Raw genomic sequence first — 16,605 nt, forward strand, 5'->3', positions numbered from 1 at the left:
TTTTGCTTTTTTATTCATTTTTATATTGCTCTAGTGCTTGATAAATAAAGTATTTACTTGATTTTAAAATGGACTCTTGGGTTTCAAGGTCAGGCATACTACGTGCTAATAGGATTGCACCAACCAACTGTGACATCAAGCCCCATGCTAATGCTTCATTACCTAAATGTTTTGTGAAAAGCTGTTGTCCACGTAGCAGTTCTTTTTTATAAAGAGATTTAATATCGTGCTCTGCGCGTGAAATTTCAGCAGCCAATGCAGGTAAAATACAGCCATGTTCAGCTTGCTGGACATGATCAATAGAAAGGTAACGTTCTATTTCAAAATCGACCCATGCTTTTACATCATGATGTGGATTTTTTTGCCATAAATGCACACTATGTTGTAGCTCATTTTCGATTAAGGCTTTAAATAATTCATTTTTAGATGAAAAGTGAGAATAAAAAGCACCACTGGTGACTCCAGCAGCTTTCATAAAACCATCGACACCTGTTGCACCAAAACCATTTTTTTTTGCCAATTGCCCACTGATTGACAATAACTCTTGCCGTTTTTGTGCTTTATAACCTGTTTTATAACGCATAAGATTCCTTTCAATTTTTCTTGACGCTATTGAAAAATTATAACATAGTGATCGTTATAGTAACGATCGTTATTTTATAAAAAATGTGCATAAGGAAAAATAAATGTCTAGTTCTAAAACACAGGGAAAAAAAGTTGCTTTAGTGATTGGTGCTGGTGATGCTACAGGTGGAGAAATTGCCAAACGTTTTGCGCAGGGAGGATATATTGCATGTATGACTCGGCGTAATGCCGATAAATTGCAACCATTGATTGATGAGATTCAGCAGCAAGGTGGGGAGGCTTACGGTTTTGCCTCTGATGCACGTAAAGAAGAGCAAGTTATTGAGTTAATTGAGCATATTGAAAAAAATATCGGCGCAATTGATGTCCTCATTTTCAATATTGGTGCAAATGTACCATGTAGTATTTTAGAAGAAACAGCACGTAAATATTTTAAAATTTGGGAAATGGCATGTTTTGCAGCGTTTCTTGTTGGGCGTGAAGTGGCAAAACGAATGGTGACTCGACAACAAGGAACGATTATTTTTACAGGTGCAACAGCAGGGATGCGTGGTTCAGCCTATTTTGCAGCTTTTGCAGGGGCAAAGCATGCTTTACGAGCTTTAGCACAAAGTATGGCACGTGAGTTAGGACCACAAAATATTCATGTGGCGCATGTGGTGGTAGATGGTGCAATTGATACAGAATTTATTCAAACCACATTCCCTGATCTTTATGCAAAAAAAGATCAAGATGGTATTCTAAATCCTGTGCATATTGCTGAAAATTATTGGCATTTGGCACAGCAACCTAGAGATGCTTGGACGCATGAGTTAGATTTACGCCCTTGGATTGAAAAGTGGTAATGACATTGCATGACGATTTAAAATATATGGTCAGCAATCAACACTCAATTAAGTATAAAAAAGGAATCTAAAAAAATGAATATCATTGAATTTTATTTTGATGTGGGTAGCCCATATAGTTATTTGGGTTTTCATCAAATTCAAAAAATTGCTGAGCAATATCAAGCGGAGATTATTTGGAAACCTATTTTGTTAGGAGCTGTATTTAAAGCTACAGGCAATAATAGCCCAATGATGGTACCTGCAAAAGCGCGTTATTCAATGTTAGATTTAAATCGTTGGGCAAAGCTTTGGGATATTCCTGTCAAAATGAATCCAAATTTTCCAATTAATACTTTAAATGCCATGCGTTTAATTACAGCAACACAACTTTTTGCACCAGAACAGTTTTTGACTGTTTTAGATGGTGTTTTTAAAGCAATGTTTGGTGAACCTCGTAATTTAAATGAGTTGAGTGAATTACTGCAAGTTGCTCAAGAGGTAGGTTTAGATGTTGAGCAACTTGAAACTTGGTTAATTGATGAAAAAGTTAAAAATGAACTGAAGTTTTTAACAGAAGAAGCTGTGAATCGTGGTGTATTTGGTGCACCAACTTGGTTTGTGAATGATGAAATGTTCTGGGGAGTTGATCATTTGCACTTTGTGGAAAGTGTTTTACAAACTGTTTAAGCCAATAAGTTCGGATCCATTGAAAATTCCTCATTTATTTCACTAAGTGAGGAATTTTTGTATTTTTAAATTTTCTTAAATATGCTTAAAATAAATACTGAAAATTAAAATGATTTTGTATTTCAAAATAATGTGAATGAAAAATGAATGATCTAATCAAAATTGCAATCGTTGGTGTAGGTGGTCGAATGGGGCGTCATTTGCTACAAACTATTTATGCATCTGGTTATCTAGGTGCGGCAATTGCACGTTCAGGAAGTTTTATTGTTGGTCAGGATGCTGGAGAATTTGCTGGTTTAGGACAGATTGGTTTAAAGATTATCGATGATTTACAGCAAGTTATTGATGATGTGGATGTCGTAATTGATTTTTCAACTTTAGCTTCAACACTGAAACATATTCAAATCTGTGAACAAAGTGGAACACCTATTGTGATTGGTACAACAGGTTTTAATGTAGAACAATTACATGTTATTCAAAAAGCATCAAAAAAATTGCAATTGTTCTCTCAGCTAATTATTCAGTAGGTGTCTATGTTTCTGTAAAATTAGTAGAGTTGGCAACTAAAATATTCCAAAAAACAGTCGATATTGAAGTCTTAGAAGCACACCATCGGCATAAAATAGATGCGCCATCAGGAACAGCACTGATGTATGGTGATGTTATTACACAAGTTTTAAAACATGATTTAGCAAATGTTGCTGTATATGGGCGTGAGGGTATTACTGGTGAGCGTAAACAAGAAACAATAGGCTTCTCTACAGTTCGTGGTGGAGATATTGTGGGTGAACATACAGTGATGTTCTTGGGAAATGGTGAGCAGCTAGAAATTTCTCATAAGGCAATGAATCGAAAACACTTTTCAAATGGGGCATTACAAGCTGCTTTGTGGTTGATTCAGCAAAAACCAGATTTATACGATATGAATGATGTTTTGCATTAAGTGAATATAACTGAGGGCTATATTCCTTATTATTGATGTTCAAGGCTATGAGGATGTATGGTTAAATGATTCTGTAGAATAAGTAATTTACATTTGAGTTTAAGAGCGTCAATGAAAGCCATAAAAAAGCGAACCGAAGTTCGCTTTTGCTTGGGAGCTAAAGTAATCGACTTAGAAGAAGCCCATTGCTTTGGTTGAGTAGCTTACAAGTAAGTTTTTGGTTTGTTGATAATGATCAAGCATCATTTTATGGTTTTCACGCCCAATACCAGACTTCTTATAACCGCCAAATGCTGCATGTGCAGGATAGATATGATAACAGTTTGTCCAAACGCGACCTGCTTGAATCGCACGACCTGCACGATAAGACGTATGCGCTGAACGAGACCAAACACCAGCACCTAAACCATACATGGTGTCATTGGCAATACGAATTGCATCGTCATAATCTTTAAATGTGGTTACAGACAAAACTGGTCCAAAAATTTCTTCTTGGAAAATTTTCATGCTGTTATCGCCTTTGAAAATGGTCGGTTCAATATAGAAACCTTGACCTACTTCTTGACGATCGCCACCACCTGTGAGGATTTGCGCGCCTTCAGCACGACCTGTTGCAATACAACCCAAGATCTTGTCTTGTTGCTCTTGCGATGCTTGCGCACCAATCATGGTATCTGTATCTAAAGGATGACCAGTTTTAATGCGTTTAACACGTTCAACTGCCATTTCTAAGAATTTATCTGCGATGCTCTCTTGAATCAACGCACGTGAAGGGCACGTACAGACTTCACCTTGGTTCAAGGCAAACATAGCAAAACCTTCTAAAGCTTTATCCAAATAGTCATCTTCTTTATCCATGACATCTTCAAAGAAGATATTTGGTGATTTACCCCCCAGTTCAAGAGTCACTGGAATGATATTTTCAGTGGCATATTGCATGATCATTTGACCGACTGCCGTTGAACCTGTAAATGCAATTTTTGCAATACGTGGATTGGTTGCAAGTGGGCGACCAACTTCAACACCATAACCATTGACGATGTTTAAGACACCTGCAGGTAAGATGTCTTGAATCAGTTCGGCTAAAACTAAAATACTTGCAGGGGTTTGTTCAGCTGGTTTAAGGACAATACAGTTACCCGCAGCTAAAGCAGGTGCAAGTTTCCATGCTGCCATTAATATTGGGAAGTTCCATGGAATAATTTGCCCAACAACACCTAAAGGCTCATGGAAATGGTAAGCGATGGTATCTTCGTCAATTTCAGAAATACCACCTTCTTGTGCGCGTAAGCAACCCGCGAAATAACGGAAATGGTCAATACACAGGGGAATATCTGCTGCCAGTGTTTCACGAATCGGTTTACCATTTTCCCAAGTTTCAGCAACAGCCAATAACTCAAGATTTTCTTCTAAACGATCTGCAATTTTTAATAAAATATTTGAACGTGTCGTCGGTGAACTGCTGTTCCATTGTGCTTTTGCTGCATGCGCTGCATCTAAAGCCAACTCGATATCTTCAGCAGAAGAGCGTGGTACTTTGGTAAAAGCTTTACCATCAACAGGTGAGATATTATCAAAATATTCGCCTTTTACTGGAGCAACCCATTTGCCACCAATAAAGTTTTCATATTGTGCTTTAAATTGTACTTTTGAACCTTCAGTATTTGGATCTGCATAGCGCATAAGAATTTCCCTTTACTTATTTTTAACGTTACATATAAATGACGATGGTGATCGTCGTTTGCCTTGATGATCTGAGCTTATGAGGTGAAAGGTTGGTAAAAGGTTGGAGTTAAAAAGGTGTAATTTGCGATACGATTTAAATTTTAGCAGTCTTTTCTTTTTGCTGAGTGGATTGAGAAAATTAGATACACTTTAATTCAGTATAACGCTTTGGTATTAAATGTCTTGACCTAGCCTAGATATTTTGTAAACAATGTCACTGTAGGTAAGAACAAGTAAAATGGAATGTAAAATTAAACGGATGTAAAAGGATGTTGAATATGCAAAGTTTAATGCAAAAGCGTCAACAAATCGAAAAGTTTAGACAAAGTAGTAGTTTATCCTTACATCAAGCAGATCAACTTGGGCAAAGTATTGCAAGTTCTTGGCAGCGTTCAAAGCAAGCTGATATTCCAATGGATCGTGAAGCAGCACCTTTACAAATTCAAAAAAATAATAAGAAAAAAGGGGCTTTAGAAGTTGCGCTGGATCAATGCGGCGATGAGCTTAAGCATATCGCACAACAATCTTCAATGGTCATTGCCGTGGGTGATGTTGGCAGTACCATTGTCTGGTCTGCTGCCAGTGGCAATATGCGAAATGCTGCGGAAAAAGTGCATTTTGTGGAAGGTGGGCAGTGGCGTGAAGACTTGGTTGGAACCAATGCTTTGGCTTTATCATTAAAAACACAACAATCAAGTTGTGTATTTTCCAATGAACATTATATGAGTTCAATTCACGATTGGGTGTGCTATGCAGCGCCCGTGATCGATCCATATTCTAAAAATGTTTTAGGTGTCATTGATTTATCGACGACTTGGAGTCATCACAATAGTTTAGGTTTATTGGCAGCGGAGCGCTGTGCTTCGATTATTCAATCTGCTTTATTGAGCTATCAACAGCAGCAACTTTTTATTCGTGCTTTTGCTGTTCCTCAAGTGCTGTTCAATGGCAAGATTGTCGTCCTTACGCCACGTCAGATTGAAATCATCAGTATCTTGGCATTATGTCCACAAGGTTTGAATCTAGAAGGTTTACACCAAGCTTTATATGGTGAACGTAAAGTGAGTATGGGAACCTTAAAAGCTGAAATGTCGCAGCTTAGAGAGATTTTAGGTGGAATGTTAGGTTCACGTCCTTATCGCTTATTGGCACATGTTGAAGCAGACTTTTTACAAGCAGAAAATGCTTTAGATTCGGGTTATACCGACTCAGCACTAAAATTGTGTAAAGGCGTATTTCTTGCGAAAACGGAAAGCCCATTTCTTTGTGCATGGCGAGATTGTTTAGAGTCAAGATTAAGCGAAGCTATTTTTAAAGCCAATGAACCTGATGCTTTGCTGAAACATTTAGCGCATTTTCCAGAAGCGATTGATGCTGTAGAACGTTTAATTGAACTGACACCTATAGAACATCCAGCACATCAAATGCTCATGAAATATAAAGATGAGCATTGATCTACTATAAATACGACTCAGTTAAAGCTCTTTTCGTGCTAACCATGAAAAGAGTTTTTGGTATACATCTGCACGTATTGCTGGAGCAGATAAGACCAAATCATGTAAACCATTTTGGATTGTCATTACAGTGACATCACCTTGTAATTTACTTGCATACTTTTGGATGCCTTTAACATCTAAAATTACATCAGTTGTTTGCGCATCACGATTAAATCTTTTTGGGTTTGTGGTTTTATGTGAATGCATCACCAATGTTGGCACATCAACTTGGACGCCTGTATGAATTTCTTTTTGTGCTTCAAAAATTGCATGAACAAAACTTAAATACACTTTTGGATAGGTTTTTTTCTTCCAGTCTAAGTTAAAGTCCCATTCACCTTTGAGGTCTTTATGGAGGCTTGTGACATACCATTTATTTAGCTCACTTGGAAATTTTAAGTTTGGGAAGCGTCCACCTAAGGCACTCAGTTTTGGCAAAGCGATTTTCTTTTTCCAACGCGGCATATTAAAGTTATAAAAAGGACTATTGCACCATAATGCTTTGATTAGTGGATGTGTTGGATAATGCGCTGCATAAAGTGTTGCTGTTAAACCACCTGTTGAGTGTCCTGCAAGCACCACATGATCATGACCTTCCTGCCCAATGATTTTTAATGCCTCACTGATTTCGGCATCGTACTCTCGAAGGTCAAGCATATAATAAAATTTTTGATGCGGAAGATGAGAGCGACCATATTTTCTTAAATCTAGCGCATAGAAATCATAGCCATGTTGGTTAAACTGTTCAGCCATTTCTTTTTGGAAATAATAATCAATAAAACCATGAATATATAACACCGCTTTGGGTGTGGTTTGGTGTGCTTTTTTACGCACTAAAGTTGCAACGACTTTGCCTTCATAGTCATCTGGAAAATTCAAAGTGGTTTGTTCATAACCGATACCGAGTATATCTGGGTCGTAATCTGGAAGTTGTACATTCATAATTAAACTCTCAATCATTGAATAGTGTGATGTATGATGTAAATAAATCAAAATTTTTATAAATAATCTTTAACTAAAGTTAATGACTGCTCATATAAGTCTTCTGCAAGTTGCATATTCTTAGCTTTTCTGGATTTGATTGCAGGGGTTTGTAGGCTTACATAGTCACCATTACGTTTCTCCCAACTAGAATCAAAAGCAATTTTTTTAATCAGTTGAGCGGGTTTACTTGGCTGAATTAAAAAGAGTTTAAGCGCATTGTATTGATATTTGGGTAACTCACGATAAATTTCAGAATCAACACCGCCGGGATGTAACGCATTACTGGTCACTTTAGAGCCTTTTAACTTTGCGGCAAGGATATTGCTAAAGAGTAGGTTGGCGAGTTTACTATTGCCATAGCTAAGTACGCCGTTGTAATGTTTAATTTGATTCGCTTTAAAGTTTTTGGCTTGGATTGAACCCAGCAAATGCATCATTGAGGCTAAATGGATAATACGACCTTTCTCAGCATTTTGAACAAGTGGCAGTAGTTTTAAAGTCCATAAAAAATGTGCTAAATAATTCACACCAAATTGCTTTTCAAAACCATCTGTAGTCGCTTCAAGGTTTGGGGTCATCATCCCTGCATTATTGATGAGTACATCTATTTTATCTAAGTTTTCAATAAGCTGATTTGCGGTTTGATTGACATTATCTAAACTATTGAGATCTAGCTGAATTACTTCAACTTTTCCTCTTCCGAGAGCAGCTAAGCCTTGCTGTGCATGCTGAGCTTTTTCTAGATTTCGACAAGCAAGGATAACATGATGACCATCTTTCACGAATTCAGTTGCTGTTGCTAAACCAATCCCTGTATTAGCACCCGTGATGAGAATTGTTTTCATGGCGAATCTAACCAAATTATTGTAAGTGTGCTTTGATTCTTATTTAGGCAATACAAATTGTCAATATTTAATCAGTGTTTATCGTATTTGATTTTATGAACTTCATAAAAAAAGGAATATCACCGAAGTGATATTCCAAAGGTAGTTAAACAGCCGTATAAATGGGAGAGAACTTACATCGCTGCTTCAAAAATCGCAACCACTTGAGCATCAGTCGCTTTACGTGGGTTAGTAAGCATACACGCATCTTTTTGCGCATTTGATGTCATCACGACATGATCTTCAGCTTTTACGCCAAGTTCAGCTAAACCAGACGGAATACCAATAGATGCTGATAATTTACGAATGGCATCAATGGCTGCTTGAGCTGCTTCAGTTACGGTTAAGCCGTGTGTATTTACACCCATAAGCTGCGCAATTTTTGCATAACGATCTGGGCATGAAATTAAGTTGAACTCGCAAACATGTGGTAATAAAATCGCATTACATACACCGTGCGGAAGGTTATAGAAACCACCGAGTTGGTGTGCCATCGCATGTACATAACCGAGTGATGCATTGTTAAATGCCATACCCGCTAAATATTGTGCATATGCCATTGCATCACGTGCTTCAATATTTTCGCCATTGGCAACCGCAGGGCTGAGCCATTCACTGATCATGCTAATTGCTTTTTCTGCACAAGCATCTGTGATTGGGTTTGCTGCTGTTGAAACATAAGCTTCAACTGCATGTGTAAGTGCATCCATACCTGTTGCAGCAGTTAAAGCCGCAGGTTTAGCAATCATCAGTTTAGGATCATCAATTGCAACTAATGGTGTACAACGCCAATCAACAATTGCCATTTTGACATGTGTATCAGTATTGGTAATGATACAGAAACGTGTCATTTCCGATGCTGTACCTGCGGTTGTGTTAATCGCAACCAAAGGTGTCATTGGAACTTTACTTTGATCAATCCCTTCATAGTCACGGATATGACCACCGCCTGCTGTCACTAAACCGATACCTTTTGCGCAGTCGTGTGATGAACCACCACCTAAAGAAACAATAAAGTCACAACCATTATCGTTATATTCATTAACGCCATTATGTACGTTAATGTCTGTTGGGTTTGGTTCAGCGCCAGGGAACACATGACTATCTACGCCAGCTTCTTTCAAGTATTCAACAATAAGATCTGCGACACCAAATTTGAAAAGACCTGCATCGGTTACAATCAGTGCTTTTTTTGCACCTAAATTTTGTGCTTTAACGCCAACTTCTTTGGCACAGCCTGGTCCGAAAAGTGAAACACAAGGAATATAAAAACCGTTAGTTTGATCTGCAATATTTTTAAAAGCCATGGTGCGATTCCTTCTACCATATTTGTTATTAATCATCCGAAAGGTGATGATCACCTTGAGATTGAGTATCCGTGCTGTTCCTTATTTTTAATACCTACCTAAAACCTACCAAATAAAAAATGAAGAAAAATAAAGACTTTTAAATATATTGAGTTTTAGCAGAATGGATGTAACTAAAAAATATATGGCAAAAAATGGAGATGTCATTAGATAGGGTATAATGAAAAGCTGATACGTATATCGATATGACGAAGTATATTTACCCACCTGAATGAGACGTTAGCGATGTTGCCATCAGAAGATCAAGAAAAGATGCATCCTCATCAATGGACAGCACAAAGTTTATTGAATATTGCCCCTGCATTGATGCAAGTATTTCAAGATCAATGGGCATATTTACAGGATATTAATGCGGAAAATATGCTGCAAATTTGTCATTCACCGCAACACATCTCAATCGCGAACGGTCTGTTTGTGATTGAATTTGATGAAGAAGTTCTTATAAGGTTGAATAAACCCAATAAAGAACTTTCCTTTGAAAAAATTTCCCAATTTATTTTACAACACATTCTATTTTTTACAGGTCATCAGGTTGCTCAACATCCCACAACTGTTAAAACCAATGTACAACTTTTACGTCAAACTTTAATCGAACAGATATTTGAATGGGTAGATGCAGAAAATCGGATTGAACAATTTTTATATACAATTTCACAGCAAGATGCACACGCTATAGATCATTTATTGATGCAACAAAACTATTATGATCAGGCTTATTTAACAAAATTTGTGGAGATTGGACAGACGATCCCATTAGAAGTGGAATTGAATTTAAAGCATTTATGTTTGGCAAATTCAGTCCAAGGTGAACAGCTTATTTCGGTACAAGCTTTAATTCCACATTATGAAAAATTTTGCTTTTCAGCACAGTGGTTTATGCCAAAAGCCATTTATGATTTAGTACGATGTTTTTATCCAGAACAATTTCATTTGGTTGATCTTCTCAATAAGAAAACAGATTTTTCCTTGTTGATGCAACATGCTCAAGAAAAACCACACATGTTACCTTTTGCAAAACTCATGCATCGTGGCTATTGGCAATATCAAAATTTATTAGATAAAAAACAATTTTTAGATGCAAAAAGTGTGTATTGGGATGAGTCATTATTGGCTCGCCGTCCTGTTTTTTATCAAACAAAAACTGTAAATTGGCTGTTTAAACAAAGCTTTGAACTCAATTTATGGATCAGCCAATCGATTCAAAGCCCAAATTTGCGTGTCGCAATCACGGCATTAAGTTTAGTCGATTGTAGCTATGTGCATCCTCATGTCATTTTAATGACTTTAAAATATTTTCACAATATTGCAGCGCGTTTGTTATTGGCAGATTGTCATGCGCTCGCCATACAACAACACTGGTTTTTACAAGCAGAAAATACACAGTATCGTTTAAATGGTCATACTGAACATTTAGAACAAAAAATGGTGATCAGTTCTTCGATGTTATATATTGAAGAATGGCTCGCATTACTGCATATTTTGTCGCAGAAAAATCCAAAAATCATTAAACAAAGTTATTTAAAACTCAGTCGGGCAATGCAAGCTTATATGATTTTTTTGCATCAAACTGTGCAGAACATTCCATCCGAGTTATATGAATTTATTGAACCTTCAGCGCAACAACACGATGATTTTTTTAAAACTTTAAAACAATATCAGATCAGTGTGTCGGATTTTAGACAACATTTTAAACATTATATACCACATCAAAATCGCAGTATGAGTATTTTTGATTCTTATGTTGCGGATTATTTGCTTGAACATTTTTCCCAACAGAAAGTCTTGAATAAAAATATGACTTGGCAAGGTTTGTTTCAACATGCTTATGAATGGCATCAGCAGCTTGAGTTTGATGTGGCATTAAGTCATTTGAAATATAAAGTAAATATTGAAGAATGGGAGCGGTTGTCACCTGAAGCTGTCATTTATTTTGAAGAATGGTATTTTGAAGAATTACATCAGTTACAACGTGTCATTCAAGAATCTGTAGATTATAAACATTGCTTAGCGCATGTTTATGCAGAGCGTATGTCCGTTTATGAATATGTCGCATTTCATGTCTATGCAGAACAAAATCCTGAACAATGTTTAACTTTAGGCTGTTTGTATCAAAATGGGCAGTTACAATTTGATCAGTTGAAATATCCGAGTAATCGTGCCGCAGATGAAGCATGTTTAAATAAAGTCTACGCATTTATTGCAGAATTTAATTTAACACTTCGTAAAAAAGCAGCAGATGCACGGATTTTCGCTTAAAAACTTAACATTTATGGCAAAAATCGTTAGGCTATAGCAGTCTGATAAGGTCTAGGTTGTTATGAAACAAGAAACTGCACTTAAATTAATGAAAACAGGTGAAAATGTCTTTTTGACAGGTTCCGCAGGTGCAGGAAAGACCTATACTTTAAATCAATACATCAACTATTTAAAAGTGCGAAAAGTTCCTGTAGCGATCACCGCATCTACAGGCATTGCAGCAACGCATATGAATGGAATGACAATCCATACATGGGCAGGGATTGGAATTAAAGACATACTTTCAGACGATGATTTAAAGCGGATGAAAGAACGTAAATACTTAAAAGAACATTTAGAAAATGCCCAAGTTTTGATTATTGATGAGATTTCGATGTTGCATGCAAAGCAACTCAATTTAGTCAATCAAGTTCTAAAATACTTTAAAGAATCCGATGAAGCTTTTGGGGGTATTCAAGTGATTGCTGCTGGAGATTTTTTCCAGTTACCGCCTGTAGGCAAAAATGATGAAAAAAATCGAGATAAATTCTGTTTTATGTCAAATGCTTGGGTTGAGGCGAAGTTTCGTGTGTGTTATTTAACGGAGCAACATCGCCAAGATGATTCTGCATTAAATGATATTTTAAATGCGATTCGAGCGCAGAGTATTCAAGCACAGCATATTCAGGCTTTACAAGCGACAAAAAATCAAGATATTGGCGATACTTATACCCGTTTATATACACATAATATGGATGTCGATAGTCTTAATTTTAAACATTTAAATGAAATTTCAGGTAAAGAACATCAGTTTGTTGCTGTCACAGATGGCAATGAAAAACTCATTGAAACCTTAAAGTCTTCAGTACGTGCGCCTGATGAGTTAACGCTAAAAAAACATGCCAAAGTGATGTTTGTAAAAAACAATTTTGATATGGGCTATATTAACGGCAGTCTGGGTGAAGTGATTGGTTTTGAAGAAGATGATGAATTAGGCATTTTGCCAAAAGTTAAACTCAATGACGGAACAACATTATTAGTAGAGCCTGAAACATGGTCAGTGGATAATGATGCAGGTAAAACCATTGCGAGTTTACAACAAGTACCTTTGCGTTTGGCTTGGGCGATCACGATCCATAAATCACAAGGCATGACACTAGAAGCAGCGGAGATTAATCTCACACATACCTTTGAAAAAGGACAAGGCTATGTCGCACTTTCACGTTTAAAATCTATAGATGGATTACGTTTACTTGGTTTTAATGAGCAAGCTTTAGAGTTAGACAGTTTAGCCATTAAAGCAGATCGACGTTTTCAGGAGTTATCAACGGAAGCCGAACAGAATTTTGCAGAAACGGACTTAACAGTACAACACAATGCATTTATTCGTCATTGTGGAGGGACTTTAAATGCAACTGAAATTCAACGCAATGAGAAAAAGCTGGCAAAAAATAATGGCAAAACCAGCTATGCCACAGCAACTTTAGATGAAACACGTGAATTATTTGAAAATGGTTATGACATTCAAGATATTGCACAAGAACGTGGTTTGACCCCTGCAACGATTATTAACCATTTAGCCAAACTACATCGTGAACAAGGTTTAGATATTTCAGTGGCAAGCCCAGATGAAAATGTACTAGAGCAAGTTCGGAAAATTTATAAAAAACTGCAAAAAAGACAAGATCCAAGTCATTTTAGTGAAGATGGCAACATAAAGTTGCGTCCTATAGTCGAGCTAAGTAGTCCTCGTATGGGATATGACCAAGTACGCTTGGCATTATTATTTATTGAATAAATTCTTATAAAGACCGCTTGTATTTTTTTAGTCAAAACAATAGTCAAAACAATCATTGCTTAAAATAGATAGATGATTGTTTTGGCTTATTGAATTTAGGCTTGTTTAATCTGCCATTTTTAAAATATTTATAAAAGGTGACTTGAGTTTTTTATAGATAATGGCATAGTGATTGCTACACAATAATAAATATTATTGCAGGAGAGATGTCTTCTGTAGACACGCCGAAGGAGCAACGACCCCGGAAACTCTCAGGCAAAAGGACTGTAATAATAAACAAGATCTGGAGAGTAGTCATTTAGGTGACTCACCGAAGGGGATGGAAAAAATACATAGGTGTGTATTTGTATCCGAAGCTCTCAGGTACCAATGACAGATGGGGCATACATGAAATTTTGTATTTCAAAGGAGTATGCACATGCGTCATATTGTTGTAATTGGTGCGGGAATCACAGGTGTAACAACAGCTTATGAATTAGCCCAACTTGGTTATGCTGTCACTGTTATAGACAGACATCTTTTTCCTGCAATGGATACTTCTTTTGCCAATGGTGGACAATTATCTGCTTGTAATGCAGAAGTTTGGAATCAAAAAGCCACAGTACTCAAGGGTATAAAGTGGATGTCTAAAAAAAATGCACCTTTATTATTAAATCCTTCTTTTAGTTTGCATAAATATAGCTGGCTAATGGAGTTTTTAGGAAATATTAAACATTATCAAGCCAATACCAAAGAAACAGTACGTTTAGCCTTGTTGGCAAGAGCACGTTTATTTGAAATTGCAGAACAAGAAAAAATTCAGTTTGACTTAGAAAAACGTGGAATTTTACATTTTTATCATAATGAAGCTGATTATAAGGTTGCAACCTCAGTCAACGATTTATTGTGTGCAGGTGGTTTAGAGCGCCATGCAATTACTCCTGAGGAAATTACTCAAATTGAGCCGAGTTTAACAGGCAATTATTATGGTGGTTTTTATTGTCCTAAAGATGCAACAGGTGATATTCATAAGTTTACGATGGGCTTAGCCAAAGCTTCAGAACGATATGGCGTAAAATATTTGTTTGGAATGGAAGTTGCACATATAGAACGCAATTTACAAGGTATTCATATTCAGTACCATCCAAGTGCAGTCAATATGCAACAAGATTATACGGCTTTAGCTCAAATTTCTGCGGATGCCATTGTCATTTGTGGTGGGGTGGGAAGTTATCAATTAGCAGAAAAAATGGGTGATCGAGTGAATATTTATCCTGTTAAAGGGTATTCGATTACAGTGCAACTTGAAGATGAAGATAGCCAAAAAGGTGCGCCATGGGTCAGTTTATTAGATGAAAGTGCAAAAATTGTAACTTCACGCTTAGGTAAAAATCGTTTGCGTATCGCAGGTACTGCGGAGTTTAATGGCTATAATCGAGATATTCGCGCAGATCGTATTCAGCCTTTGGTTGATTGGGCAAATCATAGTTATAGTGTCACACTATGCCCATCTATGCCAAAACGGTACATATAGATTGTTGTTATCAATTATTTATACGGTTTGTCTTTGCCAAACTATGCCACAAATACTTATACTAAGCCACCAAATATATGTACATAATAGTGTACATATTTAATGTTTTAAATAGATTGTAGTGAATTTTGTGTACATGGAGAGATTATGGCATTAACTGAAGCGTGGCTCAAGACAAATAATAGCAAGCCAAGAGAAAGGGTTGAGGAATTTTCCGATCGAGATAGTATGAGTGTTAGAGTCTCAATGAGAGGAAAAATTGTTTTTCAATTGAGATATAGAATAGCTGGCAAGGGGCAAAGATTGGATATAGGTACATACCCCCATATCTCATTAAAAGATGCTAGAGCAAAGGCGCAAGAATTCAGATTGATGCTTGATGAGGGTAAAAATCCCAAAAAAGAAGTTATGCTTGAACAAGAAAAATATAACTCAGAAAAAACACTAATAGAGCTTTTTGATTTATGGTTTACTGAATATTATGAACCAAAAATAAAACAATCCCATGAGATTCGAAGAACATTTGAGATTTATGTCTTCCCAAGTAAGGCTAAGGCACCAGTGAATAGAATGAGCCTGCATGACTGGTTGGTGATAATTGAACCGCTTGCAAAAACAAAACCATCTGTAGCAGGGCGTATTTTAAGTATCTCAAAGCAAATGTTGAAGTGGGCAGTTAAAAGACAACACCTCGATAAAAACGTCTTAGTTGATCTATATGCAAAATCAGACCTAGGGATTGAAAAACAAAAAACCTCGAGAGTTTTAAATGATTCTGAGTTAAAAGTTATTCTGGAAGCACTTCGCGACTCAACCATGACTCTTAAAAATAAAATTTTTGTTGAGCTGTGTCTAATTTACGGATGTCGAAATGGTGAGCTAAGGAGAGCCAAAAAAACAGATTTTGATTTTGAAAAAATGATATGGACCGTACCTGTTGAGCACAATAAAATTGGAAAGAAAACAGGTCGTGATATTATTAGACCAATCCTGCCGTACACTGAAAAATTAATCAAACAAGCTTTTGCTTTCAATAAAACCAATCATTTTATTTTAGCAAAAGACAATGAAATCCCAAGCCCTCAATTTGCTTTACATTTTCCAAAAAATTTAATGCTTTGGGTGGGGAGAAACAAAGAGCTTACAATGAAACATTGGTCAATGCACGATTTGCGCCGTACAGCTCGAACCAACTTTAGCTCCATGACAACACGTGATATTGCAGAAATTATGGTGGGGCATGTATTACCATCAATTCAAGGCACTTATGATTATTATGATTATCTAGATGAGCAAAAAGAAGCTTATCAAAAATGGATTGATAGGCTTCATGTACTTAAGAGTGAGATACAGTAGTTGAATGTTGCCTGCACTCTTGTATCCATTTTGTGATTTCAGATTCCGAAAATTTGTGTGATGCACCGCCTTTGGATCTAATGACTGGCTGTGGAAAATCCACGCCAGTATAATGTCTGTGATTTGGTCCAATCCATCGTTTAAGAGTTCGTGTACCGATTTTCAACAGCTCACAAACCTCTGTTGATGTAAGCAAATGATCTCC

The 16,605-nt window shown here is 36.7% G+C and carries 12 protein-coding genes, 2 pseudogenes and 1 riboswitch; of the genes and pseudogenes, 8 read left to right on the forward strand and 6 right to left on the reverse strand.

Features of this window, described 5'->3' with window-relative positions; translation table 11 throughout:
- Nucleotides 1-10: 10 nt before the first annotated feature.
- Nucleotides 11-583, reverse strand: coding sequence for a TetR/AcrR family transcriptional regulator (locus C9E89_RS12600; protein WP_107008695.1), 573 nt, complete (start codon nt 581-583; stop codon nt 11-13).
- Nucleotides 584-686: 103 nt separating this feature from the next.
- Here C9E89_RS12600 and C9E89_RS12605 point away from each other — a divergent pair, with 103 nt between their 5' ends.
- The 3 genes and pseudogenes from C9E89_RS12605 (at nt 687) to dapB (ending at nt 3,042) form a co-directional block, all read left to right on the forward strand.
- Nucleotides 687-1,430, forward strand: coding sequence for an SDR family oxidoreductase (locus tag C9E89_RS12605; RefSeq protein ID WP_107008696.1), 744 nt, complete (start codon nt 687-689; stop codon nt 1,428-1,430).
- 75 nt (nt 1,431-1,505) lie between these two features.
- Entirely contained in the window at nt 1,506-2,099 is a 594-nt protein-coding gene (locus C9E89_RS12610) for a 2-hydroxychromene-2-carboxylate isomerase (RefSeq protein ID WP_107008697.1), read from the forward strand.
- A gap of 143 nt (nt 2,100-2,242) precedes the next feature.
- Nucleotides 2,243-3,042, forward strand: a pseudogene (gene dapB / locus C9E89_RS12615) (4-hydroxy-tetrahydrodipicolinate reductase).
- Nucleotides 3,043-3,213: 171 nt separating this feature from the next.
- Here dapB and exaC read toward each other — a convergent pair.
- On the reverse strand, nt 3,214-4,725 hold the full coding sequence (gene exaC, locus C9E89_RS12620) for an acetaldehyde dehydrogenase ExaC (RefSeq protein WP_107008698.1): 1,512 nt from the start codon (nt 4,723-4,725) through the stop codon (nt 3,214-3,216).
- Between the two features lie 311 nt (nt 4,726-5,036).
- Here exaC and C9E89_RS12625 point away from each other — a divergent pair, with 311 nt between their 5' ends.
- Nucleotides 5,037-6,221: a sigma-54-dependent transcriptional regulator family protein gene (locus C9E89_RS12625; RefSeq protein WP_107008699.1), complete on the forward strand. Its 1,185-nt coding sequence runs from the start codon at nt 5,037-5,039 to the stop codon at nt 6,219-6,221.
- 21 nt (nt 6,222-6,242) lie between these two features.
- Here the strand turns inward: C9E89_RS12625 and C9E89_RS12630 are convergent, their stop codons facing one another.
- The 3 genes from C9E89_RS12630 to mdh form a co-directional block, all read right to left on the reverse strand.
- Nucleotides 6,243-7,205, reverse strand: a complete 963-nt coding sequence (locus C9E89_RS12630; RefSeq protein WP_107008700.1) for an alpha/beta hydrolase — start codon at nt 7,203-7,205, stop codon at nt 6,243-6,245.
- A gap of 56 nt (nt 7,206-7,261) precedes the next feature.
- Nucleotides 7,262-8,092 (reverse strand): SDR family NAD(P)-dependent oxidoreductase, encoded by an 831-nt coding sequence (locus C9E89_RS12635; protein WP_107008701.1) that lies wholly within the window; start codon nt 8,090-8,092, stop codon nt 7,262-7,264.
- 173 nt (nt 8,093-8,265) lie between these two features.
- A complete protein-coding gene (gene mdh, locus C9E89_RS12640; RefSeq protein WP_107008702.1) occupies nt 8,266-9,438 on the reverse strand; it encodes an iron-dependent methanol dehydrogenase in 1,173 nt (390 codons plus the stop codon).
- A 285-nt stretch (nt 9,439-9,723) separates the two neighbouring features.
- Here mdh and C9E89_RS12645 point away from each other — a divergent pair, with 285 nt between their 5' ends.
- The 4 genes and pseudogenes from C9E89_RS12645 (at nt 9,724) to C9E89_RS12660 (ending at nt 16,400) form a co-directional block, all read left to right on the forward strand.
- Complete coding sequence (locus tag C9E89_RS12645; protein WP_107008703.1) at nt 9,724-11,754, forward strand: hypothetical protein; 2,031 nt, start codon at nt 9,724-9,726, stop codon at nt 11,752-11,754.
- A 61-nt stretch (nt 11,755-11,815) separates the two neighbouring features.
- A complete protein-coding gene (locus tag C9E89_RS12650; protein ID WP_107008704.1) occupies nt 11,816-13,531 on the forward strand; it encodes an AAA family ATPase in 1,716 nt (571 codons plus the stop codon).
- A gap of 188 nt (nt 13,532-13,719) precedes the next feature.
- Nucleotides 13,720-13,808: riboswitch (glycine riboswitch) on the forward strand.
- A 141-nt stretch (nt 13,809-13,949) separates the two neighbouring features.
- A pseudogene (locus C9E89_RS12655) lies at nt 13,950-15,008 on the forward strand (D-amino acid dehydrogenase); the annotation flags it as partial.
- A 183-nt stretch (nt 15,009-15,191) separates the two neighbouring features.
- Complete coding sequence (locus C9E89_RS12660; RefSeq protein WP_107008706.1) at nt 15,192-16,400, forward strand: tyrosine-type recombinase/integrase; 1,209 nt, start codon at nt 15,192-15,194, stop codon at nt 16,398-16,400.
- On the opposite strand, the gene C9E89_RS24150 is transcribed toward C9E89_RS12660, so the two are convergent.
- Entirely contained in the window at nt 16,381-16,596 is a 216-nt protein-coding gene (locus C9E89_RS24150) for a helix-turn-helix transcriptional regulator (protein ID WP_407641424.1), read from the reverse strand. The genes C9E89_RS12660 and C9E89_RS24150 overlap by 20 nt on opposite strands.
- Nucleotides 16,597-16,605: the final 9 nt, after the last annotated feature.

This window comes from Acinetobacter sichuanensis (assembly GCF_003024515.2).
GTDB classification, from domain to species: Bacteria; Pseudomonadota; Gammaproteobacteria; order Pseudomonadales; family Moraxellaceae; genus Acinetobacter; species Acinetobacter sichuanensis.

What these genes read in the sequence shown, in the direction of transcription:
- C9E89_RS12610 (WP_107008697.1), top strand. Translation starts at nt 1,506, where the DNA reads ATGAATATCATTGAATTTTATTTTGATGTGGGTAGCCCATATAGTTAT.
- C9E89_RS12625 (WP_107008699.1), top strand. Translation starts at nt 5,037, where the DNA reads ATGTTGAATATGCAAAGTTTAATGCAAAAGCGTCAACAAATCGAAAAG.
- exaC (WP_107008698.1), bottom strand. Translation starts at nt 4,725, where the DNA reads ATGCGCTATGCAGATCCAAATACTGAAGGTTCAAAAGTACAATTTAAA.
- mdh (WP_107008702.1), bottom strand. Translation starts at nt 9,438, where the DNA reads ATGGCTTTTAAAAATATTGCAGATCAAACTAACGGTTTTTATATTCCT.
- C9E89_RS12660 (WP_107008706.1), top strand. Translation starts at nt 15,192, where the DNA reads ATGGCATTAACTGAAGCGTGGCTCAAGACAAATAATAGCAAGCCAAGA.
- C9E89_RS12605 (WP_107008696.1), top strand. Translation starts at nt 687, where the DNA reads ATGTCTAGTTCTAAAACACAGGGAAAAAAAGTTGCTTTAGTGATTGGT.
- C9E89_RS12650 (WP_107008704.1), top strand. Translation starts at nt 11,816, where the DNA reads ATGAAACAAGAAACTGCACTTAAATTAATGAAAACAGGTGAAAATGTC.
- C9E89_RS12645 (WP_107008703.1), top strand. Translation starts at nt 9,724, where the DNA reads ATGTTGCCATCAGAAGATCAAGAAAAGATGCATCCTCATCAATGGACA.
- C9E89_RS12630 (WP_107008700.1), bottom strand. Translation starts at nt 7,205, where the DNA reads ATGAATGTACAACTTCCAGATTACGACCCAGATATACTCGGTATCGGT.
- C9E89_RS12635 (WP_107008701.1), bottom strand. Translation starts at nt 8,092, where the DNA reads ATGAAAACAATTCTCATCACGGGTGCTAATACAGGGATTGGTTTAGCA.
- C9E89_RS12600 (WP_107008695.1), bottom strand. Translation starts at nt 583, where the DNA reads ATGCGTTATAAAACAGGTTATAAAGCACAAAAACGGCAAGAGTTATTG.